The sequence below is a fragment of the Nocardioides cynanchi genome, from assembly GCF_008761635.1.
In the GTDB taxonomy this organism is placed as follows: Bacteria; Actinomycetota; Actinomycetes; order Propionibacteriales; family Nocardioidaceae; genus Nocardioides; species Nocardioides cynanchi.
In genome coordinates, this window is the sequence record NZ_CP044344.1 from 3,626,654 (window position 1) to 3,651,652 (window position 24,999).

General features: G+C 71.9%; 26 protein-coding genes. 18 read left to right on the top strand and 8 right to left on the bottom strand.

The window, feature by feature from the left end; all coding sequences use genetic code 11:
• Positions 1-171 precede the first annotated feature (171 nt).
• Entirely contained in the window at positions 172-567 is a 396-nt protein-coding gene (locus E3N83_RS17570) for a cold-shock protein (protein WP_151085430.1), read from the top strand.
• A gap of 19 nt (positions 568-586) precedes the next feature.
• Here the strand turns inward: E3N83_RS17570 and E3N83_RS17575 are convergent, their stop codons facing one another.
• Entirely contained in the window at positions 587-2,014 is a 1,428-nt protein-coding gene (locus tag E3N83_RS17575; protein ID WP_151084429.1) for an MFS transporter, read from the bottom strand.
• Positions 2,015-2,115: 101 nt separating this feature from the next.
• Between E3N83_RS17575 and E3N83_RS17580 the strand changes: the two genes are divergently transcribed.
• A complete protein-coding gene (locus tag E3N83_RS17580; RefSeq protein ID WP_151084430.1) occupies positions 2,116-2,934 on the top strand; it encodes a DUF3027 domain-containing protein in 819 nt (272 codons plus the stop codon).
• Here E3N83_RS17580 and E3N83_RS17585 read toward each other — a convergent pair.
• Entirely contained in the window at positions 2,931-3,248 is a 318-nt protein-coding gene (locus E3N83_RS17585; protein ID WP_238342966.1) for a DUF2530 domain-containing protein, read from the bottom strand. The genes E3N83_RS17580 and E3N83_RS17585 overlap by 4 nt on opposite strands.
• 188 nt (positions 3,249-3,436) lie before the next feature.
• On the opposite strand from E3N83_RS17585, the gene E3N83_RS17590 reads away from it, so the two are divergent.
• From E3N83_RS17590 to tuf, 7 genes are all read left to right on the top strand, one after another.
• Complete coding sequence (locus E3N83_RS17590) at positions 3,437-4,876, top strand: NCS2 family permease (RefSeq protein WP_238343204.1); 1,440 nt, start codon at positions 3,437-3,439, stop codon at positions 4,874-4,876.
• A gap of 274 nt (positions 4,877-5,150) precedes the next feature.
• On the top strand, positions 5,151-5,600 hold the full coding sequence (locus E3N83_RS17595) for a MarR family winged helix-turn-helix transcriptional regulator (protein WP_238342967.1): 450 nt from the start codon (positions 5,151-5,153) through the stop codon (positions 5,598-5,600).
• Positions 5,601-5,631: 31 nt separating this feature from the next.
• On the top strand, positions 5,632-6,903 hold the full coding sequence (locus tag E3N83_RS17600) for an MFS transporter (protein ID WP_151084432.1): 1,272 nt from the start codon (positions 5,632-5,634) through the stop codon (positions 6,901-6,903).
• 209 nt (positions 6,904-7,112) lie between these two features.
• Entirely contained in the window at positions 7,113-7,487 is a 375-nt protein-coding gene (gene rpsL / locus E3N83_RS17605) for a 30S ribosomal protein S12 (protein WP_151084433.1), read from the top strand.
• Positions 7,487-7,957, top strand: a complete 471-nt coding sequence (gene rpsG, locus E3N83_RS17610) for a 30S ribosomal protein S7 (RefSeq protein ID WP_151084434.1) — start codon at positions 7,487-7,489, stop codon at positions 7,955-7,957. Before rpsL ends, rpsG begins: the two co-directional genes overlap by 1 nt.
• An 86-nt stretch (positions 7,958-8,043) precedes the next feature.
• Complete coding sequence (gene fusA / locus E3N83_RS17615) at positions 8,044-10,155, top strand: elongation factor G (protein ID WP_151084435.1); 2,112 nt, start codon at positions 8,044-8,046, stop codon at positions 10,153-10,155.
• 101 nt (positions 10,156-10,256) lie between these two features.
• Positions 10,257-11,450, top strand: a complete 1,194-nt coding sequence (tuf, locus tag E3N83_RS17620) for an elongation factor Tu (RefSeq protein ID WP_151084436.1) — start codon at positions 10,257-10,259, stop codon at positions 11,448-11,450.
• A 102-nt stretch (positions 11,451-11,552) separates the two neighbouring features.
• On the opposite strand, the gene E3N83_RS17625 is transcribed toward tuf, so the two are convergent.
• On the bottom strand, positions 11,553-12,746 hold the full coding sequence (locus tag E3N83_RS17625) for a low temperature requirement protein A (protein ID WP_151084437.1): 1,194 nt from the start codon (positions 12,744-12,746) through the stop codon (positions 11,553-11,555).
• Positions 12,747-12,925: 179 nt separating this feature from the next.
• On the opposite strand from E3N83_RS17625, the gene E3N83_RS17630 reads away from it, so the two are divergent.
• From E3N83_RS17630 to E3N83_RS17640, 3 genes are read left to right on the top strand one after another with little or no spacing between them, the layout of a single operon-like run.
• Entirely contained in the window at positions 12,926-14,896 is a 1,971-nt protein-coding gene (locus tag E3N83_RS17630) for an elongation factor G (RefSeq protein ID WP_151084438.1), read from the top strand.
• 5 nt (positions 14,897-14,901) lie between these two features.
• Positions 14,902-15,483, top strand: coding sequence for a mismatch-specific DNA-glycosylase (locus E3N83_RS17635; protein WP_151084439.1), 582 nt, complete (start codon positions 14,902-14,904; stop codon positions 15,481-15,483).
• 12 nt (positions 15,484-15,495) lie between these two features.
• On the top strand, positions 15,496-15,882 hold the full coding sequence (locus E3N83_RS17640) for a DUF3224 domain-containing protein (RefSeq protein ID WP_151084440.1): 387 nt from the start codon (positions 15,496-15,498) through the stop codon (positions 15,880-15,882).
• Between the two features lie 53 nt (positions 15,883-15,935).
• On the opposite strand, the gene E3N83_RS17645 is transcribed toward E3N83_RS17640, so the two are convergent.
• Positions 15,936-16,967 carry an FAD:protein FMN transferase gene (locus E3N83_RS17645; RefSeq protein ID WP_151084441.1) on the bottom strand — a complete coding sequence of 344 codons (1,032 nt, stop codon included), beginning with the start codon at positions 16,965-16,967 and terminating at the stop codon, positions 15,936-15,938.
• Between the two features lie 13 nt (positions 16,968-16,980).
• On the bottom strand, positions 16,981-17,421 hold the full coding sequence (locus E3N83_RS17650; RefSeq protein ID WP_151084442.1) for a hypothetical protein: 441 nt from the start codon (positions 17,419-17,421) through the stop codon (positions 16,981-16,983).
• Between the two features lie 149 nt (positions 17,422-17,570).
• Between E3N83_RS17650 and E3N83_RS17655 the strand changes: the two genes are divergently transcribed.
• From E3N83_RS17655 to E3N83_RS17665, 3 genes are all read left to right on the top strand, one after another.
• Complete coding sequence (locus E3N83_RS17655; RefSeq protein WP_272950270.1) at positions 17,571-18,260, top strand: response regulator transcription factor; 690 nt, start codon at positions 17,571-17,573, stop codon at positions 18,258-18,260.
• 3 nt (positions 18,261-18,263) lie between these two features.
• On the top strand, positions 18,264-19,664 hold the full coding sequence (locus tag E3N83_RS17660; RefSeq protein ID WP_151084443.1) for a sensor histidine kinase: 1,401 nt from the start codon (positions 18,264-18,266) through the stop codon (positions 19,662-19,664).
• Positions 19,665-19,799: 135 nt separating this feature from the next.
• Complete coding sequence (locus tag E3N83_RS17665) at positions 19,800-20,783, top strand: DUF2157 domain-containing protein (protein ID WP_151084444.1); 984 nt, start codon at positions 19,800-19,802, stop codon at positions 20,781-20,783.
• 16 nt (positions 20,784-20,799) lie between these two features.
• Here the strand turns inward: E3N83_RS17665 and E3N83_RS17670 are convergent, their stop codons facing one another.
• Entirely contained in the window at positions 20,800-21,510 is a 711-nt protein-coding gene (locus tag E3N83_RS17670) for a tetratricopeptide repeat protein (protein ID WP_151084445.1), read from the bottom strand.
• Positions 21,511-21,560: 50 nt separating this feature from the next.
• Between E3N83_RS17670 and trmB the strand changes: the two genes are divergently transcribed.
• The gene (trmB, locus tag E3N83_RS17675; protein ID WP_151084446.1) at positions 21,561-22,298 is read left to right on the top strand and encodes a tRNA (guanine(46)-N(7))-methyltransferase TrmB; all 738 of its coding nucleotides are present in this window, start codon (positions 21,561-21,563) and stop codon (positions 22,296-22,298) included.
• Here trmB and E3N83_RS17680 read toward each other — a convergent pair whose 3' ends face one another.
• Positions 22,299-22,709 (bottom strand): hypothetical protein, encoded by a 411-nt coding sequence (locus E3N83_RS17680; RefSeq protein ID WP_151084447.1) that lies wholly within the window; start codon positions 22,707-22,709, stop codon positions 22,299-22,301. It lies immediately after the preceding gene.
• Between the two features lie 64 nt (positions 22,710-22,773).
• On the opposite strand from E3N83_RS17680, the gene E3N83_RS17685 reads away from it, so the two are divergent.
• Complete coding sequence (locus E3N83_RS17685) at positions 22,774-23,115, top strand: DUF4190 domain-containing protein (RefSeq protein WP_151084448.1); 342 nt, start codon at positions 22,774-22,776, stop codon at positions 23,113-23,115.
• Between the two features lie 33 nt (positions 23,116-23,148).
• Here the strand turns inward: E3N83_RS17685 and E3N83_RS17690 are convergent, their stop codons facing one another.
• Complete coding sequence (locus tag E3N83_RS17690) at positions 23,149-23,961, bottom strand: RDD family protein (RefSeq protein WP_151084449.1); 813 nt, start codon at positions 23,959-23,961, stop codon at positions 23,149-23,151.
• Between the two features lie 24 nt (positions 23,962-23,985).
• On the opposite strand from E3N83_RS17690, the gene E3N83_RS17695 reads away from it, so the two are divergent.
• Positions 23,986-24,981 (top strand): stage II sporulation protein M, encoded by a 996-nt coding sequence (locus E3N83_RS17695; protein ID WP_151084450.1) that lies wholly within the window; start codon positions 23,986-23,988, stop codon positions 24,979-24,981.
• Positions 24,982-24,999: the final 18 nt, after the last annotated feature.

Consider the following 24,999-nt stretch of genomic DNA (forward strand, 5'->3'; position numbering starts at 1 on the left):
GCGCCGCCGGTGAGCCGCCAAGAATGACAGGCGCACCCCACCGAGTCCAAGGGTCCACCCCCGGACACCCTGCGGGGTGAATCGGTTGGTGCCGTCGCCGGGCAGGAGCCTAGGCTGGGGTGTCGGCCGGGCAAGTGACCCGGCCGCTGCTGTTGTAGAAGAGGGATGATCGTGCCCAGTGGCAAGGTGAAGTGGTTCGACCCCGAGAAGGGTTTCGGGTTCCTGTCGCAGGACGACGGGCCCGATGTCTACGTGCACGCCGACGCGCTGCCCGACGGCACCGCCACCCTCAAGGCGGGCACCCGGGTCGAGTTCGGGATCGCCCAGGGCCGCCGTGGCGAGCAGGCCCTCCAGGTCAAGGTGCTCGACGCGCCCGCCTCGGTGGTCCGCAACCAGTCGCACGCCAAGCGCAAGAAGCCCGAGGAGATGGCCCCGATCGTCGAGGACCTGATCCGCCTGCTCGACGGGGTCGGTGAGTCCTACCGGCACGGCCGCTACCCGGAGTCGCGCTCGGCCCGGCCGACCGCCAAGCTGCTGCGCGCCCTCGCCGACGAGCTGGAGCTCTGAGGAGCGGCGCGACCGACCGTCAGGCCGCAGTCGGGGCCGGCCGCGGTGCCGGCGTACGCCGTCCGACGTTGGCCAGCACGAACAGCGACCACGCCACCAGCACCACGGCCGCCACGATCAGGCCGAGGCGGGGCTGGAGCGGCATCGCGATGCCGACGAAGCCCCCGATCACCCAGGCCAGCTGGAGCGTGGTGTCGCTGCGCGCGAAGGCGCTGGTCTGCACCCGCTCGGGCACGTCGCGCTGGATGGTGGAGTCGAGCGAGAGCTTGGCCAGGCACTGGGTCAGCCCGGCGGTGAATCCCAGCACCACGAGCGGCAGCAGGCCGTAGAACAGCGCGGCCACGGTGACCGCGGCCGCGTCGGCCAGGAGCGCCAGCACGAGGGTGATCTTGGGGTGGACGTTCTTCAGCACCGAGCCGAGCCCCAGGCCCAGGACGTTGCCGACCCCGGCCGCGCCGATGATCGCGGCGAGCAGGAACTTCGGTGAGTGCCCCGCGATCGGGTGCACGCGCAGCAGGAACGCCATGAAGAGGGTCAGGAAGCCCGACAGCCAGCGTGGCCCGCAGTTGGCGCGCAGGGCGAAGGCCATGCTCGAGGGGATCCGGACGGTCCGGCGTCGCCGGGCCGCACCGGTGGCCGTCGCCGCCGTCGTACCGGCGGTGGGGTCGTCCACCGCCGCGCCGCTCAGGAAGCCGATCGCGTCCTCACCCTGGCTGGAGTCGACCCGGGCCGGGAGCCGGATTGCCAGGATCGTGGCCACCACGAAGACCAGGAAGGCGTAGCGCAGCGACCACTCGGGCCCGAAGGTCGACGCCGCGGCCGCGATCGGTGCCGAGACCGCGACCCCGACCATCCCGGCCATCGACGTCCGGGCGTTCGCGGTGACCAGGGAGAGGTCGTGCGGCAGGAGCCGGGGTACGGCGGCAGCCCGGGTCACGTTGTAGGCCTTGGAGGCGATCAGCACCCCGAGCGCGGCCGGGAACAGCCACACCGAGGACGAGGTGACCGAGCCTGCGAGCACCCACACCAGGAACGCGCGCACCGCCATGGTGGCGCCGATGGCCCAGCGCCGGCCGTGGCTGAAGCGGTCCAGGAGAGGTCCGATCAGCGGAGCCACGATCGCGAAGGGCAGCATGGTCAGGCCCAGGAAGAGGGAGACCTGACCCCGGGCCTCGCCGGTGGGGATCTGGAAGAAGAGCGTGCCGGCCAGCGAGATCGCCACGGCGGCGTCGGCGGCGGCGTTGAGCGCCCCGAGCTCGATCAGCCGGGCCAGCCCGCTGGTGTCGGCGCCCTCGGCGGCGGCCGCGCGGCGCGCCGTACGGAAGGCGCCGCGGCCCAGCCGGCCCGTGCCGCGCGCCACCGACCGGAGGCCGCGACCGGTCACCCGGGCGCCGCTGACCACGGTGTCGCGCCGCGAGGCGCGGGCGGGCTCCCCGGGCGAGGTCATGGGACCATCCTGCATCGTGATCCGGGCCGGCCGGGGTCCCGGCTCGCAACTCGTCGCGGACCGATCTGACACGCGCCGACCCGATGGGACATCATGGCGCCATGAGTGACGTCGACGAGGCCCCGGTCGTGGAGCGCACGCGCACGTCCCGAGCCCGTCGCGACGAGGGCGGCGACGCCGTCGCCCGAGCGGCCTCCGACGTGGCGCGAGCGAGCCTGCTCCTCGACGTCGACGCCGCCGAGGTCGGAGACCACCTCGGCGCCGAGGTCGAGGGGGAACGGGTGGTGACCCACCTGTTCGAGTGCCGGAAGCCGGGCTACCTCGGCTGGCGCTGGTCGGTGACCGTGGTCCGGGCCTCGCGGCAGAAGACCGTCACCGTCGACGAGATCGTGCTGATCCCCGGCGCCGACGCGATCGTGGCGCCGGAGTGGGTGCCCTACCGCGAGCGTCTCCAGCCGGGTGACCTCTCACCCGGCGACCTCCTGCCGGTGGCCGACGACGACCCGCGGCTGGTCCCGACGTACTCCTTCGGCGACGACCCGCTCGACACCGACGCGAAGGCCCAGATCCGCACCGTCGCCCAGGACCTCGGCCTCGGCCGGGTCCGCACCCTCTCGCTCGAGGGTCACGAGTCGGCGGCGCAGCGGTGGTACGACGGTGACGGCGGCCCCGAGGCGCCGCTCGCGCAGTCGGCGCCCGAGCCCTGCTCGACCTGCGGCTTCCTGCTCCGGATCTCCGGCTCCCTCGCCGAGTCGTTCGGCGTGTGCGCGAACGGCGACGCCAACGACGACGGCCGCGTGGTCGCGTTCGGGCACGGCTGCGGGGCGCACTCCGAGGTCCGCCTGGCCAAGCGCCACGAGCCGATCCCGATGCCCGACCCCGTGATCGACGAGATCGTCGAGGATCTCGAGACCTTTTAGATCGTCGTCGAGACCTCGGCCTCGCCCGGGCCGGCCTGGTCACGCAGCGTGCGCGCGCGCTTGCGGCGGCGGCAGTACTCCAGACCCAGCAGCCCCAGGCCGCAGCCCGCGGCGCAGGTCCAGAGCAGCCACGAGCGGCCGTCGTCCTGGAGCCGGCCGTAGAACGGCAGGACCGCGACGAAGCCGATCACCCAGAGCGCCACACCGACCTGCACCGTGCGGACCCCGTCGACGTCGAGGGGCTCCACGTCGGCCACGATGTAGGTGCGGTTGCCGATCTCGTGGGTCATCGGCTGGTCGTCCCGCAGCTCCATGGTGCTCACTGTAGGGGTGTCCCCGACGGTCTGCGCGGCGACGCTTCCGCCGCGACCCGGGCTCTGGCATGCTGCCGCGCGTGACGGAACAGTCCGAGGGCGCGCGCCCCGCCAAGACCCGGTCCGCGGACCGCACCAAGTCCACGCCGACCCCCCGTCGCAACGACCCGCGGCAGCAGGGCGGAGCGCTGGACCGGTGGTTCCACATCCACGAGCGCGGGTCGACCGTCGAGCGCGAGCTGCGCGGCGGCGTCGTCACCTTCTTCACGATGGCCTACATCGTGGTGCTCAACCCGATCATCCTGGGCTTCGCTCCCGACAAGAACGGCCACTTCCTCGGTGGCGGCACAGGTCACGGCGAGAACCTCCCGGCGATCGCGGCCGGGACGGCGCTGGTCGCCGGGGTGATGTCGATCCTGATGGGGACCGTGGCCAACTACCCGCTCGCGCTGGCGACCGGGCTCGGGCTGAACGCCTTCGTCGCGGTCTCGATCGCCCGCCAGATGAGCTGGTCGGCGGCGATGGGCCTGATCGTGATCGAGGGCCTGGTGATCCTGGCGCTGGTGCTGACCGGTTTCCGGACGGCGGTGTTCCATGCCGTGCCCTCCCAGCTGAAGATCGCGATCTCGGTCGGGATCGGCCTGTTCATCGCCTTCATCGGCTTCGTCGACGCCGGCTTCGTACGCCGTATCCCCGACGCCGCGCAGACCACCGTGCCGGTCGAGGTCGGGCCCAACGGGTTCCTGTCCGGCTGGCCGGTGCTGGTCTTCCTGGTCGGGCTGGCGCTGGTGATCACCCTGTGGGTGCGCAAGGTGCGAGGTGCGATCCTGATCTCGATCGTGCTGACCACGATCCTGGCGATGATCGTGGAGGGCATCGGCAACACCGGCCCGATGTTCCCGACCGGCGGGTACAACCCGACCGGATGGGGCCTGAACGTCCCGTCCTGGCCGTCGTCGGTCTTCGAGAAGCCGCACTTCTCCACGATCGGGCACGTCACCTTCGGGGCGTTCTCCGAGGTCGGCGTGGTCTCGGCGATCCTCCTGGTCTTCACCCTGATGCTGGCCGACTTCTTCGACACCATGGGCACGATGACGGCGATCGGCGCCGAGGCCGGCCTGCTCGACAAGGACGGCACCCCGCCCAACCCGACCCGGATCCTGGTCGTCGACTCCCTGGCCGCGGCGGCCGGTGGCGCGGCCGGCGTGTCGTCCAACACGGCGTACATCGAGAGCGCCTCGGGGGTCGGCGAAGGTGCCCGGACCGGCCTCGCGTCGGTGGTGACCGGCCTGCTCTTCCTGGTCTCGATCGTCTTCGCGCCGCTGGTCAAGGTGATCCCCTCCGAGGCGGCCGTGCCCGCGCTGGTGCTGGTCGGCTTCCTGATGATGCAGCAGGTCAAGGGCATCGCCTGGGACGACGTCGAGATCGCGATCCCGGCGTTCCTGACGATCATCCTGATGCCGTTCACCTACTCGATCACGGTCGGCATCGGGGCCGGGTTCTGCGCCTACGTGCTGATCAAGGCGGTGCGCAGCAAGGCCGCCGAGGTCCACCCCCTCCTCTGGGTCGTCGCCGCCCTCTTCGTCGTCTACTTCGCGATCAACCCCGTCACCGCCCTCTTCACCTGAGTCGGCGCAAAGAGGCATTCCCAAGCCGCTGAGTCGGCGCAAAGAGGCATTCCCGAGCCGCTGAGTCGGCGCAAAGAGGCATTCCCGAGCCGCTGAGTCGGCGCATGTGTGCACCCCGAGATGCCTCTTTATGCCGACTCGGCGACCTCCTTACGTCTCTTTGTGACGACTCGGCCGCCTTGCGCTGCCTGTTTGCGCCGACTCGGCCGTGTTGTGCTGCCTGTTCGTGGCGACTCGGGAATGGTTAGCGTGGGTAATGAGTTATGCTAACGATATGCCCACTGTCGAGATGGCCTCCCGGACCGATGCCGGGCTCGCGAGCGAGCTCCGGCTGTCGGTGATGCGACTGCGTCGCCGCCTGGCCAACGAGCGCCACCCCGACAACCCGCTGAGCATGGGTGCGATGTCGGTGCTCGGCTGCCTGTTCCGCAACGGCGACCTGACCGTCGGGGAGCTCGCCTCCCACGAGCGGGTGCAACCGCCCAGCATGACCCGCACCGTCAACGCCCTCGACGCGGGCGGCTACGTCGTCCGCCGCAAGCACGACACCGACGGCCGGCAGGTCGTCCTCGCGCTCTCCGACCGGGGCCGGACCACCGTGCTCGCCGACCGCGCCCGGCGCGACGCCTGGCTGGCCCAGCGCCTGCGCGACCTGACCACGGACGAACGCGACACCCTCCGCCGCGCGGCGCCGATCCTCGAGCGCCTCGCCACCTCCGACTGACCGACCGCCCGCACCAGACCGGAAGCAGATCTTGAGCCCCACGTTCCGTGCCCTGCACAACCCCAACTACCGCCGCTACGCGCTCGGCAGCCTGGTGTCCAACACCGGCACCTGGATGATGCGCGTCGCCCAGGACTGGCTGGTCCTCGAGCTCACCCACGGCAGCGGTACGGCGCTCGGCGTGACCACCGGCCTCCAGTTCCTGCCCGTGCTCCTGCTCTCGCCGTACGCCGGTGTGGTCGCCGACCGCTTCCCCAAGCGCCGCCTGCTCCAGCTCACCCAGCTGACGATGGCGCTCGCCTCGCTGGTGCTCGGCCTCCTCGCCGTGGTCGGGGTGGCCGAGGTCTGGCAGGTCTACGTGATCGCCTTCCTGTTCGGCATCGGCTCGGCCTTCGACGCGCCGGCCCGTCAGTCGTTCGTCTCGGAGCTGGTCGACGCCGACGACCTGACCAACGCCGTCGGCCTCAACTCCGCCACCTTCAACGCCGCCCGGATCGTCGGCCCGGCGGTCGCCGGCCTGATGATCGGGGCGCTGGGCGGCGGTGCCGGGGCCACCGGCTGGGTGATCCTGGTCAACGCGGCGTCGTACGGCGCGGTGATCTGGCAGCTCCAGCACATGGACGCCGCGCTCCTGCACTCCCCGAAACCGGTCGCCCGGACACCCGGGATGCTGCTCGAGGGCGTCCGCTACGTCCGCAGCCAGCCCAAGATGATGCTGATCCTGGTGATGGTGTTCTTCGCCGGCACCTTCGGGATGAACTTCCAGATCACCTCTGCCCTGATGGCCACCCAGGTGTTCGGCAAGGGCGCCGGCGAGTTCGGGATCCTCGGCTCGGCGATGGCGGTGGGCTCGTTGGCCGGCGCCCTCCTGAGCGCGCGGCGGGTCCGGATCCGCGTGCGCCTGCTGGTCGGCGCCGCCCTGGGCTTCGGGTCCGCGGAGATCCTGGCGGGCCTGATGCCGACCTACCTCTCCTTCGCGATCGTCTGCCCGCTGATCGGCCTGTGCACCCTGACCATGCTCAACTCCGCCAACGCCACCATGCAGCTCGAGTCCGAGCCCGCCCTGCGCGGCCGGGTGATGGCGCTCTACATGACCATCGTGATGGGCGGCACCCCGATCGGGTCGCCGATCATCGGCTGGGTCGGCCAGCAGTACGGCGCCCGCTGGACCCTGCTCGGCGGCGGCATCCTCACCATCCTGGGGGTCGGGCTGGCGCTCGCGCTGTTCGCCCGGCCCGCCCGCGCCCAGGCGGAGTCCCTGGCCCGGGCCGAGCGCGAACCGGTCCCGGCCGAGGCCGCCTGACCGGCTCGGATTCTCGTTTTGGCCCTGACCGGCCGCACCGGTAGCCTTGGCAGTCGTGTCTGGCCGGTCCGGACCGTGGCGAGCCCTCCACCCGTCGTACGACGTGAACCCGGGACGCCGACATCTCACGGCACATCGCTCCAACGCAACACGATCGTGCCCGGCAAGGCGCTGGGTACTGAGGTAAGAAACAGAAAGGGAACCACCAGGTGCCCACCATCCAGCAGTTGGTCCGCAAGGGCCGCCAGGACAAGGCGTCCAAGTCCAAGACGCCCGCCCTCAAGGGCAGTCCGCAGCGCCGAGGCGTCTGCACCCGCGTCTACACCACCACCCCGAAGAAGCCGAACTCCGCCCTCCGCAAGGTCGCCCGCGTGCGCCTGTCGAGCGGTGTCGAGGTCACGGCCTACATCCCGGGCGTCGGTCACAACCTCCAGGAGCACTCGATCGTGCTCGTCCGCGGCGGCCGGGTGAAGGACCTCCCCGGTGTCCGCTACAAGATCATCCGCGGCACGCTCGACACCCAGGGCGTGAAGAACCGCAAGCAGGCGCGCAGCCGTTACGGCGCCAAGAAGGAGAAGAGCTAATGCCCCGCAAGGGTCCCGCCCCGAAGCGGCCGCTCGACGTCGACCCCGTCTACGGGTCGCAGCTGGTCACCCAGCTGGTCTCCAAGGTGCTCAAGGACGGCAAGAAGCAGGTCGCCCAGCGCATCGTCTACACCGCCCTCGAGGGCTGCCGCGAGAAGACCGGCACCGACCCCGTGGTCACGCTCAAGCGCGCCATGGACAACGTGAAGCCGGCCATCGAGGTCAAGTCCCGACGCGTCGGTGGTGCGACCTACCAGGTCCCGATCGAGGTCAAGGGAACACGCGGCACCACGCTCGCGTTGCGCTGGTTGGTCGGGTACGCCGCGGACCGTCGTGAGAAGACGATGTCCGAGCGCCTGATGAACGAGATCCTCGACGCCTCCAACGGGCTCGGAGCCGCTGTGAAGAAGCGCGAGGACACCCACAAGATGGCCGAGTCCAACAAGGCCTTCGCCCACTACCGCTGGTGACCAACCGTCGTACGCCTTCCTGATCCGGGAGGCCGTACGACGGCGAGCACCGGCTTCCACGTCCTACCTAAGGAAACGAACCCTCAGTGGCCGTCGACATCACCACGGACCTGAAGAAGGTCCGCAACATCGGCATCATGGCGCACATCGATGCCGGCAAGACCACCACCACCGAGCGCATCCTGTTCTACACCGGCATCTCCTACAAGATCGGTGAGGTCCACGACGGCGCTGCCGTCATGGACTGGATGGAGCAGGAGCAGGAGCGCGGCATCACGATCACGTCCGCCGCGACCACCTGCTGGTGGAAGGACCACCAGATCAACATCATCGACACCCCCGGGCACGTCGACTTCACCGCCGAGGTCGAGCGCTCGTTGCGCGTCCTCGACGGCGCCGTCGCCGTCTTCGACGGCGTGGCCGGCGTGGAGCCGCAGACGATGACGGTCTGGCGCCAGGCGAACAAGTACTCCGTGCCCCGGATGTGCTTCGTCAACAAGCTGGACCGCACCGGCGCGGACTTCTTCCGCTGCGTCGACATGATGGTCGAGCGCCTCAACTCCACCCCGCTCGTCCTCCAGCTGCCGATCGGCGCGGAGGCCGACTTCCTCGGTGTCGTCGACCTGGTCGGCATGCGTGCCCTGACCTGGCGCGGCGAGACCACCATGGGTGAGGACTACGAGGTCGAGGAGATCCCGGAGTCGCTGCGTGAGCAGGCCGACGAGTACCGCGAGAAGTTCCTCGAGACGCTCGCCGAGGCCGACGACGCCGTGATGGAGAAGTACCTCGAGGGCGAGGAGCTCTCCGTCGAGGAGCTGGAGGCCGCGATCCGTCGCGCCACCCTGGCCGACCTCGTCAATCCCGTGCTGTGCGGTACGGCGTTCAAGAACAAGGGCGTGCAGCCCCTGCTCGACGCCGTCGTGAAGTACCTCCCGAGCCCGCTCGACATCGACGCGATCGTCGGCCACAAGGTCAACGACGAGGACGAGAAGATCGAGCGGATGCCCGCGGACGACCAGCCGTTCTCCGGCCTGGCCTACAAGATCGCCTCGGACCCCCACCTCGGCAAGCTGATCTACGTGCGCGTCTACTCCGGCAAGCTGGAGGCCGGCGCGACCGTGCTCAACTCCGTGACGGGCAAGAAGGAGCGGATCGGCAAGGTCTACCAGATGCACGCCAACAAGCGTGAGGAGATCGCGTCGGTCGGCGCCGGCCAGATCGTGGCCGTGATGGGTCTGAAGGACACCAAGACCGGTCACACGCTCAGCGACCTGCAGCACCCGGTCGTGCTCGAGTCGATGTCGTTCCCGGCCCCGGTGATCGAGGTCGCGATCGAGCCCAAGACCAAGAGCGACCAGGAGAAGCTCGGTACCGCCATCCAGCGGCTCTCCGACGAGGACCCCACCTTCACGGTGAAGACCGACGAGGAGACCGGCCAGACGATCATCGCCGGGATGGGCGAGCTCCACCTGGAGATCCTGGTCGACCGGATGAAGCGCGAGTTCCGCGTCGAGGCCACTGTCGGCAAGCCGCAGGTCGCCTACCGCGAGACCGTCCGCAACGAGGTCACCAACCACACCTACGTGCACAAGAAGCAGACCGGTGGGTCCGGCCAGTTCGCGAAGGTCGTGATCAGCCTCGGGCCGAGCATCGACCCCGAGACCGGCCAGGGCGCCGGCTACGAGTTCGTCAACAACGTCTCCGGTGGCCGCATCCCGCGCGAGTACATCCCCTCGGTGGACCAGGGCGGCCAGGACGCCATGGAGTTCGGCGTGCTCGCGGGCTACCCCATGGTCGACGTGAAGTTCACCCTCGAGGACGGCGCCTACCACGACGTCGACTCCTCGGAGCTGGCCTTCAAGATCGCCGGCAACCAGGCCTTCAAGGAGGCCGCGCGGATGGCGAAGCCGGTCCTGCTCGAGCCGATGTTCGCGGTCGAGGTGATCACCCCGGACACCTTCCTGGGCACGGTCATCGGCGACCTCAACAGCCGGCGCGGCCAGATCCAGGCACAGGAGGAGCGCCACGGTGACATGGTCATCAACGCGCTCGTGCCGCTCTCAGAGATGTTCGGGTACGTTGGCGACCTGAGGTCCAAGACCTCCGGCCAGGCGTCGTACTCGATGGAGTTCGACTCGTACGCCGAGGTCCCCGGGGGCATCGCCGACGAGATCGTCAAGAAGGTTCGCGGCGAGTAATCGCTCCCAGCGGTCCGGTACGTGCCGGGGCGCATTTGGCCGGACCCTCGGCATGCAGCACAATCATCGAGTCAAAGCGACAACAACAGGAGGAGCCCCCAGTGGCTAAGGCGAAGTTCGAGCGGACCAAGCCGCACGTCAACATCGGCACGATCGGTCACATCGACCACGGCAAGACCACCTTGACCGCGGCGATCACCAAGGTCCTGCACGACCAGCACCCCGACCTGAACCCCTTCACGCCGTTCGACGAGATCGACAAGGCACCCGAAGAGCGTCAGCGCGGTATCACGATCTCCATCGCGCACGTGGAGTACCAGACCGAGGCGCGGCACTACGCCCACGTCGACTGCCCGGGTCACGCCGACTACATCAAGAACATGATCACCGGCGCGGCTCAGATGGACGGCGCGATCCTCGTGGTCGCCGCCACCGACGGCCCCATGCCCCAGACGCGTGAGCACGTGCTGCTCGCCCGCCAGGTCGGCGTGCCGGCGATCGTGGTCGCGCTCAACAAGTGCGACATGGTCGACGACGAGGAGCTCATCGAGCTCGTCGAGATGGAGGTGCGCGAGCTCCTCTCCGAGTACGACTTCCCGGGCGACGACATCCCGGTGGTGAAGGTCGCTGCCTTCCCGGCGCTGAACGGCGACGAGAAGTGGGGCGCCTCGATCCTCGAGCTCATGAACGCGGTCGACGAGTCGATCCCGACCCCTGAGCGCGACACCGAGAAGCCCTTCCTGATGCCGGTCGAGGACGTCTTCACGATCACCGGTCGCGGCACGGTCATCACCGGCCGTATCGAGCGGGGCATCGTGAAGGTAAACGAGGAGGTCGAGATCATCGGCATCCGCGACAAGTCGCAGAAGAGCACCGTCACCGGTGTCGAGATGTTCCGCAAGCTGCTCGACGAGGGTCAGGCCGGCGAGAACGTCGGGCTGCTGCTTCGTGGCACCAAGCGCGAGGACGTCGAGCGCGGCATGGTCGTGATCAAGCCCGGCACGACGACCCCGCACACCAACTTCGGCGCGAACGTCTACATCCTGTCGAAGGAGGAGGGCGGCCGTCACACGCCGTTCTTCAACAACTACCGCCCGCAGTTCTACTTCCGTACCACCGACGTGACCGGCGTGGTGACCCTCCCCGAGGGCACCGAGATGGTCATGCCCGGCGACAACACGGAGATGGCCGTCGAGCTGATCCAGCCGATCGCCATGGAAGAGGGCCTGCGGTTCGCGATCCGGGAGGGTGGCCGCACCGTCGGCGCCGGCCGGGTCACCAAGATCACCAAGTGAATCCCCTCGGTGGTCGAGCGGAGTCGAGACCACTGAGCTGAACCACCAGAACGGCCCCGGACCTCGGTCCGGGGCCGTTCTGCGTTGGTCGTGAGTCGCTGCCTACGCGGCGTGGCCGGCGGGCTCGGTGAGGTCGGGCTCCGAGGACTCGCGCCGGTCGGCCAGCACCAGCCCGGCCGAGCCGGCCAGGAGACAGACCAGCGCGGCCAGACCGGAGACCTCGGCGCCGACGACGAGAACGGCGGCCAGCGCCACCCCACCGCCCAGCCGGGGTACGGCGCCGGGCAGCCCGAGCACCAGCCGGAACAGCCCGAGCCCGACCCAGAAGCCGCCGACGCCCACGCTCAGCTGGCCGGCGTACTCCCAGCCGAGCCGGTCCGTGGGATGGGCGAGAGCGTGGTGCAGCCCGGCGGCGGTCAGCACGATCCCGAACAGGACCACCCAGAAGGCATAGCCGTACGACGCGAGCGCGGCCGCCTCCACGCGCTCGGGAGGCATCGCCTCGAGGGCGGCCTCGGCCCGGCGGTCCTCCTCGACCCCGAAGTAGGCCCAGAACAGGGTGGCGGCCAGCAGCAGGCTGATCGCTGCGAAGGCGATCTGGGCCGGGCCGATCGCGCTGACCCCGGTGCCCAGCCCCACGCCGATCGCCAGCACCGACTCGCCGAGCGCGATCAGGAGCATCAGCCCGTGCCGCTCCACGAAGTGCCCGGGCACCAGCTCGAAGGCGGGGCCGCCGTCGTCCTCGGGCCGGTCGAAGGGGCCGATCGAGACCAGACGCGGCAGGACGACCACCACCACGAAGGCACCGAGCCACCACCACGCCAGGATGTCCTCGAAGAACAGCGCGCCGACCAGCCCCAGCACGGCACCGAGCATGTTCCACCCGAGCAGCTGGACCACCATGCCGCGGGTGATCCGGGCCGCCTCGGTCACGTACATGCCGGCGTGGACGGTCACGACGAGCAGGTAGCCCGAGGCGAACACCACGCGGTCCGAGCCGTAGGCGTGCGGGATCGACATCGCGGTCACGAAGTTGCCGAGCATCCCGAGCACCAGCAGCACCCGGCGACGCGTGGTGACCGGTGGCGCGGCGTTGGTCAGCCACGCGTAGCCGCCGTACATCCACCACAGCAGCAGGAGCAGGAGCGCCGAGCGGGCGGTGACCGCCCAGCCGCCGGGTCCGACGGTCGCGGTGAGCTGGGTGATGGTGAAGACAAAGACCAGGTCGAAGAACAGCTCGAGCGAGGTGACCTGGCCGGCGGTGGGCAACGCGACGCCCTGCCGACGAGGCTGCATGTCGCGCACCCTACGACCATCGCTGCGCCCCCGCACCCGGGAAAACCCGTGGTGCCGGCGGTACGGCGCGCCCTACGGTGGCGGGGTCCGTCAGCGGTGACCCACGAGAGAGGAGCAGCAGATGCGCGGAGCGTGCGGTTCTTTCGAGCTCTGTCCCTCTCTCTCGAAGGTGGTCACGCATGCCCGCACGCACGCTCAACCTGGGGATCCTGGCGCACGTTGACGCCGGCAAGACGACCCTGACCGAACGCCTCCTGCACCACGCAGGGGTGATCCGCGACCTCGGCTCGGTGGACTCGGGGACCACCCAGACCGACACCCTGGCCCTGGAACGACGCCGGGGCATCACCATCCGCGCGGCCGTCGTGGCGTTCCCCCTCGACGGGGCCACCGTGAACGTCATCGACACCCCGGGCCACCCCGACTTCATCGCCGAGGTCGAGCGCTCGCTGGCGGTGCTCGACGGCGCGGTGCTGGTCGTGTCAGCGGTGGAGGGGGTGCAGCCCCAGACCCGGGTCCTGATGCGGGCCCTGCGTCGTCTGGGCGTCCCGACCCTGGTGTTCGTCAACAAGGTGGACCGTTCCGGCGCCGACCCGGACCGGGTGCTGGCCGCGGTCGCGGACCGGCTCGCGCCCCGGCTGGTGTCGATGGGCACGGTGACCGCGGCCGGCTCGCGGGCCGCGGGGTTCACGTCGTACCGTCCCGACGACGTCGCGTTCCGCAGCCGCCTGCTCGACCTGCTCGCCGACGACTCCGATGCGCTGGTGGCCGAGTACGTCCACGACGGGCAGGTCACCGAGCGTCATCTGAACGACGAGCTGGCGGCGCAGGTCGCGGCGGCCCGGCTCCATCCGGTGTTCTTCGGCTCCGCCGCCACCGGGGCCGGGGTTCCCGAGCTGATGGACGGCATCGGCCGGTTGCTGCCCGGCACCGCGCCCGACGGCACCGGGCCCGCGTCCGGGCGGGTGTTCAAGGTCGAGCGGGGTGAGGCGGGCGACAAGGTCGCCTACCTCCGGATGTTCGCCGGCTCGGTCGGGGTCCGCCAACGCCTCGACCTGCCCGACGGCCGGCTCGGGAAGGTGGCCGGCATCCAGCTGTTCGAGTCCGGACGATGGGTCCGCGCCGGCTCGGTGGGCGCCGGCCAGATCGGACGGGTCACCGGGCTCGCCGCGGTCCGGGTCGGTGACGTCTTCGGCGACCGGAGCGCGGCCGACGACCACCACTTCGCACCCCCGACGCTCGAGGCCGCCGTCACCGCGGTCCGCCCCGAGCAGGGACCGGCCCTGCGGGCGGCGCTGGCCGCGCTGGCCGACCAGGACCCGCTGATCGACGCCCGGAGCGACGAGGCCGGCGGGGTCGTGGTCTCGCTCTACGGTCGCGTCCAGCAGGAGGTGCTGGCGGCGACGCTCGCCGAGGAGTACGGCGTCGAGGCGGCGTTCGCCGATGCCAGCGTGCTCCACGTGGAGCGACCCCGCGGCCGGGGCGAGGCGGTGGTCCGGCTGAACACCGACGAGAACCCCTACCAGGCCACGATCGGGCTCCGGATCGAGCCGGGGCGTCCCGGCTCGGGGCTTCGCTTCGTGATCGCCGCGCCCGCCCGTGACATGCCGCTGTACCTGTTCCGCAGCGCCGAGGCCTTCGGGGCGGCGCTCGAGGCGCATGTCCGCCGCGAGCTCGCCCGCGGTCGGCACGGCTGGGAGGTCACCGACGCGGTCGTAACGCTGGTCGAGGTGGCCTACAGCACCGCCGACGGACCGCCCTCGAAGCGGGGGCCGACCAGCACGTCGCTCGACTATCGCAAGGTCGCTCCCGTGGTGGCACGCCGGGCGCTGGACCGGGCCCGGACGGTGGTCTGCGAGCCGGTGCTGAGGATCCGGCTCGAGGTCCCCGTCGAGACCACCCCTGCACTGCAGCGCCTGCTCGGCCGGTGGGGGGCCGAACAGTCGGACCAGAGCTCGAGCGGCAGCTTCGCCATCCTGGAGGCGCTCCTGCCCGCGGCCCGGCTGCACGAGCTGCAGCGCCGGTTGCCGGACCTGACCGGGGGCGAAGGGGTCCTCGAGTCCGCCTTCGCCGGCTACCAGCCCGTGCCCGGCCGGCCTCCGCAGCGGGCCGGCGGAGCGGCCGGGTCCCGGACGGTCGTGGCAGGCTGACGCCCGTGCCGCACTTCACCCGGGCCGAGCTCGAGTCGTTCCGCGGGGTCGAGGTGCCCGACCTCGTGGGCGACGGGGTCAGGCTGGTCTTCGTCGGCATCAACCCCGGGCTGCGCACCGCTGCGACCCAGATCCACTTCGGCAACCCCGGCAACCGTTTCCGCCCGGCCCTCGTCGAGGCGGGAGTCCTCGCCCCGGCCGTCGGCGGAGTGCCCGGGATGACCGAGGCCGATCTCGCCGAGCTGGTCCGCCGAGGGGTGGGCATCACCAACCTCGTCCGCCGGGCCACCGCCCGCGCCGACGAGCTCTCCGCCGCCGAGCTGGTCGAGGGCGCGGCCCGGCTCGAGGCCTTCGTGGCCACCCACCGCCCGCAGGTGGTCGCGGTGCTGGGCATCACGGCGTACCGCATCGCCTTCGCGCTGCCCCGCGCCGTCCCCGGCCGGCAGCCCGACGACCTCGCCGGAGCAGCGCTGTGGGTGGTGCCGAACCCGAGCGGGCTGAACGCCCACGAGACGGTCGCGTCGCTCGGTGCGGCGTACGCCGAGCCCGCCCGGGCCGCGGGCATCGGGCCTGTCGGCGTCCGCTGAGAGGCTGTGGGCATGACGCAGCATGCCCACGGCACCTTCGAGGTCACGATCACGCCCGACGAGACCGACGACGGGTTCGGCCGCTTCCGGTTCCACAAGACCTGGTCCGGCGACCTCACGGGCAGCAGCCACGGAGTGATGCTGTCCGCGGGCGACCCGACGCAGCACCGGGCCGGTTACGTCGCGCTCGAGTCGGTCGAGGGCACGCTCGACGGTCGGGCCGGCACGTTCGCCTTCCAGCAGCTCGGCACCATGCGACCCGACGGGCAGGAGCTGACCTACGTCGTGGTGCCGGGCTCGGGGACCGGCGACCTGGCCGCCTTGGAGGGCTCGCTCGCCCTCGACATCGCGGCCGACGGCACGCACACCTACGACCTGACCTACGTCGGCACCGACTGAGCCGCTGACGACCGGCCGGAGCGCCGCCGGTCACGCCGGCGCGCGCACCAGGGTCACCAGCCGCGCGGTCCCGCGGCTCCGCCGTACACCTTTCCGCGCCCGGAGACCGCCAGGGGGTGGCCGTCGACCTCGGGCCACCCGCCCAGGTAGCGCACCTCGCCGTCGCGGGAGACCAGCCGCGCCGGCAACCGCGCCTCGGCCAGCCACGCCTCCGCCCCGTCTCCCGCCACGACGGCCGCGGTCGATGCGGCGTTCGCGTCGGCGCACGTCGCGGCGGCGACGCTCACCGTGCGCCACGGCGCGTCGGCCGGGAGCCCGGTGCCCGGATTCACGATGTGGTGCATCTCCCGACCGCCGCTCCGCCAGCGGCGGCACGCGGTCGACGACGTCGCCACGGCCCCGGTCACGAGCCGGACCTCCTGGGTGCCGCCCTGGCCGGTCGACCCGGGTTCGTCGGCCACGAGGATCGGCCAGCCGCCGCGCGGCGGCTGTCCGTCGACGGCGATGTCGCCGCCCAGACTGACCAGGACGCCGCCTTCCTGCCGGGTGGCCGACATCACGGCCCGCACCGCGCGGTCGGAGCCCAGCCCCTTGGCCGTGGCGCCGAGATCCAGCCGGACTCCGCGCGGCAGGGTGAGCATCGGCCCGTCGAGCTCCACGGTGCGCCAGCCCGGAGCGGGGGTTGCTGCGACCGGCTCGCCTCCCCGGGGGTCGAGGGTGGCGAAGTCCCGGTCGTAGCCCAGCGCGATCACCGCCTCGCCGACCGTCGGGTCGGTCCGGCCGCGGGTCCACCGGGCGGCCGCCAGGGCGACGCCGACCGCCTCGGCCAGACCGTTGCTGAGCATGAACATGCCGCCGTCCTTGCGGTGCACGCGGGAGATCTCCGAGTCGGCACGGAACCGGCTCGCCTGTCGGTCGAGCGCCGTCAGGACACCGTCGACAGCCACGAGCGCCTCGTCGAGGTTCTCCGGTGGCCACACCGCGACCCGCGCCGTGGTGCCGAGGGCGTCGCGCTCGGCGACGGCGATCGAGGTGTCGCCGGTGTCGACGGACCGCCACACCGCGGTCATCGTGAGCTCGGTCATCTCAGGCTCCTGGTCAGCTGTCGTGGTGCGTGGTGGTGGCACCACTGCGGGTGTGCGTGACCACGGTCTTGCCGTTCACGACCTGGGTGGTGGTGTACGTCGTCACGCCGGAGGCGCTCGTCGTCGCCACCGTGTGGGTGACCGTGGGTCCGCTGCCGGTGTTGGTGACCTTCGTCGTACCGACCCCGCCGGTGCTCGAGGAGGCACCGAGGGGCGCAGGAGCGGGCGGCAGCAGCTGGTAGGCGAGGGTCACCGCGGCGGCCCCGCTGCCCACCATCAGCACGCCCGCGGTCAGCCGCGACCTGCGGCGGGCACGGCGGTAGGAGTCGCTGTCGGACCTGACCGTGCGATCCGCCGCGGGAGATGCCGGGAGCGGGACCCAGGCTGCGACCGGGTCCTCGGCCGGACCCGGGTGCGTGACTGGGCCGCCGTGGGTGTCGCTGTCGTCGGACATGTCGCTTCCTTTCGTCATCACGTCCCGGGTCCCGCCCGGCACGCCCACTCTGCGCCGGGAGCCATGTGCAGGCCGTGAGAGGACGATGAGAGGACCTCTCATCTGCCCGGGTCTTTGGCCTCCTCCGCCGAGCCCGGTGGCTGCGTAGCGTGAGCGACGTGCGGGTGCTGGTGATCGAGGACGAGGTGCGCATGGCACAGCTCGTCGAGCGCGCCCTCGTCGAGGAGGGATACGCCGTCGACGTGTGCGGCGACGGTCCCGAGGGGCTGTGGATGGCCACGGAGAACCCCTACGCCGCGGTCGTCCTCGACGTGATGCTCCCCGGGTTCGACGGCTTCGAGCTGTGCCGGAGGTTGCGCGCCGCAGAGATCTGGGTCCCGGTCCTGATGCTCACCGCGCGCGACGAGATCGGTGACCGGGTCCGCGGGCTCGACGTCGGTGCGGACGACTACCTGGTCAAGCCGTTCAGCCTGCTCGAGCTCGCGGCGCGGCTGCGCGCCCTCACCCGACGCGAGGAGCACAGCCGCCCCGCAGTGGTCGGGGTCGGTGACCTGACGCTGGACCCGGCCGCCAAGCGGGCGTGGCGGGGGAGTGCAGAGCTGGAGCTCTCCCCCAAGGAGTTCGCTCTGCTCGAGCTCTTCCTGCGCCATCCGGGCGCCGTACTGACCCGCACGCAGATCATCGACGCGGTCTGGGACTTCGCCTACGACGGCACCTCGAACGTCGTCGACCAGTACGTCAACTACCTGCGCCGCAAGGTCGACGCGCCGTTCGGTCGTCACGACCTCGGGACCGTCCGCGGCCGGGGCTACCGGCTGCGGGACGACAAGGCCGGATAGGCCATGTCGATCCGCCTTCGCCTGGCCGGGGTGTTCGCGCTCGTCTCGACGGTGCTGTTCACCGTGGGCGGCTGGCTGTTCGTGAGCCAGCTGTCGGCATCACTGCAGGGCACGATCGACGCCCAGCTGGCCGTCCAACTGGCCCAAGCGGCGCGAGTCCTGCCCGCTTCTGGCGCTCCGACGACGTCATCGGCGGGCCCGGCGCCGGGGGAGTACGTCGTCCAGGTCGTCGACGGTCACGGGCAGGTCCGCGGCGGCAGCGCGGACGCCGGGACGAGCCCCCTCCTCGGTGCCGGCGACCTCCAGCGAGCGGCTCGGGGTCGCATCCTCGAGACGGTGGCAGCCGAGGGCGAACGGGAGCGGGTGCTGGCGGCCCCACTACCTGGCCACCGCGGCTGGGTCGCGGTCGCGGGGGTCTCGCTCGAGACCATGGACGCGACGCTGCGCCATGTGACCCGAGAGCTGCTGGTCGCCGGGCTGGTGCTGGTGCTCGGGGCGGGCTTCGGTGCCTACGGCCTGGCCCGCGCCGCGCTGTCCCCGGTGGAGCGGCTGCGTCGTGAGGTCGCCGAGCTCTCCGAGCGGGAGGACGCCCCGGGCGTCCGCGTGCCGCGGACCCGCGACGAGATCGCGGCGCTGGCGACGACGATGAACCAGCTCCTCGACCGGATCCGGGGCGCCCTGGCGCAGCAGCGTGCGCTGGTCGCGGACGCCAGTCACGAGCTGCGGAACCCCTTCGCGGTGCTGAGCGGCGAGCTCGAGCTCGCCGCCCGGCCGGGGCGGAGCCGGACGGAGCTGGCCCTCGCCGTCGAGCGAGCGGGCGAGGAGACGGCGCGGCTGGCGCGGCTCACCGAGCAGCTGCTGACCCTGGCCCGGAGCGACGAGGACCGGCTGCCGGCCGACCGTGAGCCGACCGGCCTCCTCCGACTGCTGACCCGCAGCGCAGACCACGCCGCCGCGCGAGCCCTGGCCGCCGGCGCGCGGTGCGAGGTTCGCGTGCCCGACGGCCTCACGGCCACCCTCGACCCGGACCGGATCGGCGAGGCGGTCGACAACCTGGTCGACAACGCCCTCCGGTTCGCCCCGAGCGGCACGCCGATCGTGCTCTCCGCTCGGGCGGCCGGCCGGACCGACCTGGTGATCGAGGTCAGCGACTCCGGACCGGGCTTCCCGGTGGAGTTCCTGCCGCACGCCTTCGAGCGGTTCGCGCGACCGGACTCCAGCCGCGCCCGCCGCGACGGGGGTGCCGGGCTCGGGCTGTCGATCGTCGAGGCCATCGCCCGGACCCACGGCGGTCGGGCGACGGTCCACAACCGCCCGGAGGGCGGATCCGTGGTGGCCCTGGAGCTCCCGGGCTGCGTCAGCGAGCCGACGGCATCCGCGCCCGGGCCGCGGTCCGACCTCTGACCCCGGCCGGCCCGCGAGTCCGGGAAACGTCCCGGCCGCGCAGGCACTTTCGGCCCTGACGGACGCGGCCCGCGGCGGCGAGGATGTGAGGTGCGGGACGGGCCACCCGCCCTGCACCGTCCCTTGGAGGTCGCCATGAGGAGCATGGTCCGACACCCCGCACCGACTCCGTCGCTGTCCGACGCACTGGACGGCTGGGTGCACCTGGGTCTGATCACCGATGAGCAGTCGCGCGCGATCCGACTGCACGAGGGGGAGCCACCCGAGCGGCGCGTTCCGCTGGCGCTGGCGCCCCCACCCGAGCCCGGACCCTCCCTGGTCGTCGAGGCCCTGGGCTATCTCGGTGGCGTCGTGATGCTGGTCGGTGCCGGGATCCTGGCCGGGATGTACTGGCTGGACCTGTCGGTCCCGCTCCGGCTGGTCCTGATCGGGGCGACGGCGGTCGCCCTCATAGGTGCCGGCTTCGTGGTCTCCGAGCGCCTCGGTGACGCGGCCGGACGGCTGCGCTCGGTCCTCTGGGCCCTGGGTGTCGCGACCACCGCGGGCTTCCTCGGCGTCCTCAGCACCGACGTGCTGAACCGGTACGACGAGCATGCGCTGGTGGTCGTCGGCGGCGGCACCGCGGTGGTCGCCGGCGTCCTGTGGTGGCTGCGGCCGACGGTCCTCCAGCAGCTGGCCCTGTTCGTTCCCGTGCTGGTCGGCACCGTGGGTGCCGCGCTGGAGCTCACGTCGACCAGCTCGTCCTGGGGTGGCGTCGCCCTGTGGGCCGTCGCGGTCGCCTGGGCCGGGCTGTCGTGGGCAGGGCGGCTCGAGCCGCGCGTGACCGGCGTCGCCCTCGGCGTGCTCGGCGCCGTGCTGGGGGCGATGACGATCGACGGCGACGTGGGCATCGCGCTCGCGCTCCTGACCGCGGTCGGCGCGGTCGTCCTGGCGCTGGGGGACCGCAACCTCCCCTGGCTCGGAGTGGCCGCGGTCGCCCTCCTCTGGACCGTGCCACGCGCAGCCGGCGCCTGGTTCCCGGGCCGCCTGTCGGCCGCCCTCACCCTGATCGTGACCGGCGCCGCTCTCGTGGGTGCGGCCGTGTGGGTGGCCCGGCACCGGAGCGGTCCGCCGTCCTGATGGCTCCCGGCCCGCGCTAGTCGGCGAGGAGCGCGAGCTCCTCGTCGACGTAGGGGTCTGCCTCGCCGACCGTGACCAGCTCGTCCTTCAGCGCCTGCTGCACGGCGCGCGCCTCGTCGCGACGTCCCAGGTTACGCAGCGCCCAGCCGATCATCCACCGGGCCACCCGGATGGTCGCAGGGTCGCCGATCCGCTCCCGGGCGGCCAGTGCCTCCTCGAACGTCGTCAGCGCGGCCTGGAAGTCGCCGGCATCGGCCTGGGTCATCCCCAGGTTGTTGAGCAGGGAGGCGTCCCAGTCACGGGCTCGCTGGTCGGAGGAGCCGCGGGCCACCGCCAGAGCGCTCTCGGTCAGCGCCGCCTGCTCCTCCGGGGGCGCGACCAGAGCGACCATGTGCAGCGCGTCGACGTGGAGCGCCTCCAGGCCGGCCTGTGCGGCTGTCTCCGCGGCGAGCACGAACAACGGCCGCGCGTCGTCGGGACGGCCCGACGACCGGAGCACCCGCCCGCGCTCCAGCGCGAGGTAGGTGACGGCCTCCGGGTCGTCCGAGCTGAGGCCGTCGAGGACCTTGGTCGCCTCGTCGTACTTCTCCTGGAGACCCAGCGCGCGGACGTACTGCGTCAGCCAGGCCGTCCGCTCCGGCTCTTCCGCCTGCTCGGCCGCGTCGAGGAAGCGTTCGGCGGACGCCGCCGGGTCGTCGAAGTCCCACCGTGGCTTGGGGTCGATCATGCGGAGATCCTGCCAGAACCCGCTGCTGCGGCGTCCGCCAGAATGTCCCCATGCCGGAGCCCACGCCGATCGACGCCGTGACCCCTGCGCGACCGCACCACCGCTTCACCGAGGACGGCCGCCGGATCCGCGAGGTGCTCAGCTACTCCCGGCGCGGGAGCCGGTTCACGCCGAGCCAGCGCGAGGCCTGGGAGGCGCACAGCGACGCCTGGGTGATCCCCGAGTCTGCCGTCGACGACCCCGACTTCCGGCTCGCGGACTGGTTCGGCCGCGAGGCGCCCCTGATCGTCGAGATCGGCTCCGGCGTGGGCGAGGCGACCGGAGCGCTGGCCGCCGCCCGTCCGTCGTACGACGTGCTGGCGCTGGAGGTGTGGCGACCCGGCGTCGCCGCGTCCCTGGCGGAGGTCGCGGCCGCCGGTGCCACGCACGTGCGCTTCTGCTCGGTCGACGCGGTCTGGGCGCTGGAGCACCTCGTCGCCCCCGGGACGCTGGCCGAGCTGTGGACCTTCTTCCCCGACCCGTGGCCCAAGACCCGGCACCACAAGCGCCGCATCGTCGACCCCGCCTTCGCGGCCGTGGCCGCCGGCCGGCTCGCGACGGGCGGCACCTGGCGGCTGGCCACCGACTGGGCCGACTACGCCGACCAGATGGTCGCGGTGCTCGACGCCCAGCCCGGCCTGGTGGGCGGGGTGACCGAGCGCTGGGCCGAGCGGCCGGTCACCAAGTTCGAGCGCAAAGGAGTCGAGGCGGGGCGGGCGATCACCGACCTGGCCTACCGGCGGCTCTGATCAGCCGAGGTCGACGCCGGCCTCGGCGAGGTCGTGCTCGGTCCGCAGCCGCTCGCTCTCGCGCTCGAGGTCGTCGGTGATCCGGTCCAGCTCGGTCGGCACGCCGAGGGCGTGACAGGCGTCGAGGAGGGCATCGTCGTACGCCGCCACGGCAGCCTGGCGACGGACCATCGGGGTGCCGGCGGGTGGCTGCATCACCTCGGGCCGGATCCGGCGCAGGTCGGCGGCGATCCGCTCGATCCGCATCCCGGTGGGCGCGGGGAGGGCCGGCGGTGCCAGCCGCGCCCGCCGCGCCACGGCGAGCGACAGGGTGACCAGCCGGCGCGCGTTGAGCACACCCCACAGCACCGCGGCACCGATCGCGGTCACCTCGGCGATGTAGAGCACACCGCCCCACCTGCCTGTTGGCACGTGATCGACGTTAGGCGCGGGTCAGCCCGGCGGCAAGAGGCCGAAGGCTGCGACACTGACCCGCATGACCCAGCAGCCGGCGGCCCCGCCGTACCCCTCGGTGCCACCGAACCATCCGCAGTCGACCACCGCGCTGGTCCTGGGCATCCTCGGACTGGTGCTGTGCGGCGCCATCGCGCCGTTCGCCTGGAACATCGGCAGTCAGGCCGTGCGCGAGATCGACGCCTCCGGTGGGGCGTGGGGAGGCCGCTCGGAGGCCAACGCGGGCCGGATCATGGGCATCGTCGGCACGGTCCTGCTGGCCCTCGGGTTCCTGGCGTTCATCGCCTTCGTGGTGGTCTTCGTGGTGCTCGGAGCCACGTCGATGACCACGATCCACACCACCCACACGCACCTGGTGCGCTGACCGGGGGAAGGCTCTCCAGCGCCGCCTTCGGGCTCACTCGCTGCGCGCGGTGAGCCTGGCGCGCAGGGCGTCGTCCCGGCTCAGCCGGGCGGCGTCCCGCTGGCGTCGGGTGGCGCTCACCGCGGCCAGGAAGTCCCAGGAGGTGGTGCCCGGTGGCGGGGGCGGTGCGACGTACTCCGACATCCGGGTCGCGAGCAGCTCGCCGCCCCGGTGCCGCGAGGCGGGGTCCAGGGTGGACACCCGGGCGAGGTACTGACGCACGGCCAGGGCGAGCCCGACCGGCGGCGAGCGCACGTCGGCCGTGGCCGCCCAGCCGACCAGGTGTGCGGGCATCGGGGTGGGCGGGGGGAGTGCGAGGCGAACCCGGTCCCGGACGACGTAGGTGCCGGCGGCGTAGTCACCCAGCCGCTTGCCACGTGAGCTGACCAGGCAGCTGAAGAACGCCGGACCGCCGGACAGGGCGTAGATCTCCACGATCCCGATCAGGGCCCGCACGAACGACTGCTGGGCGGTGACCGGTCCGGCGTCGTCGCGGACCACCCGCAGCCCCATCGCCACCTTGCCGAGCGACCGGCCGCGGGTCAGTGTCTCCAGCACGGTCGGGTAGACCAGGAAGACCAGCATCAACGAGCCGACCAGCGCCACGTGCTGGAGCGCGCCGTCGGTGTGGGCGCTGGAGACGATGGCCAGGAAGAGCACCACGAACCCGACGATGCCCAGCGCGAGCACGTCGAGCAGGCCCGAGGCGATCCGGGCGCCCACGGTGGCGGCGGGCAGGTCCAGGGCGACGGCCTCGCCGGTGACGAGGTCGTCCTCGGTCAGCATCGCGAACTCCGGTGAGGACATCGACGTGAGCATAGGCTTCGGCGCGTGGACCTGGACGCGTATGTGCTCGCCCACCACGCCGAGTGGACCCGCCTGGAGACCCTGACTGGTCAGCGGCGGCTCGACGGCGCCGAGAGCGACGAGCTCGTCGAGCGCTACCAGCGCGTGGCCACGCACCTCTCGGTGATCCGGACCTCGGCGCCCGACGCGAGCGTGATCACCTATCTCTCGCTGCTGCTGAGCCGCGCCCGCAACCGGGCCGGCGCCTCCAGCGGCGGCACCTGGCACGGCGTACGCACGTTCGTGCTCGAGCGGTTCCCGGCCGCGCTCTACCGGCTGCGCTGGTGGTGGATCGGTACGGCAGCGGGCAACGTGGTGGCCACCGGCGTGATGATGTGGTGGCTGCTCGGCCATTCGGACGTCGAGCAGCGGCTGCTCTCGCCGCGCGACGTCGACCAGCTGGTCAACCACCGCTTCTCCGGCTACTACAGCCAGTACGCCGCCTCGCACTTCGCTGCGGAGGTGTGGACCAACAACGTCTGGGTCGCCGCGCTCTGCCTGGCCTTCGGGGCGCTCGGCGTCCCGGTGGTCTACCTGCTGTTCCAGAACGTCGCGAACCTCGCCGTGATCGGCTCGATCATGACCCGCCACGGGCACGCCGCGGAGTTCTGGGGGCTGATTCTGCCCCACGGGATGCTCGAGCTGACCGCCGTGTTCGTCGCCGGTGGCGTCGGCTTCCGGCTCTTCTGGTCGTGGGTGGAGCCGGGCGACCTGACCCGAGCACAGTCCTTCGCCCGCGAGGGGCGAACGGCCGGGACGGTCGCGCTGGGGCTGGTCGGCGTGCTGGCGGTCAGCGGCGTCATCGAGGCCTTCGTGACCCCGAGCGGGCTCCCGACCTGGGCCCGGATCGGTGTCGGCGCGCTGGCCGAGGCGACGTTCCTGGCCTACGTCTTCGGGCTCGGCCGGCGGGCGGCGCGGCGCGGTCACACGGGCGACATCGACGCCCGTCTGCTCGAGGACCGGGTCGCCGCGCAGGCCTGAGCGGCGGGCGACCAGCCG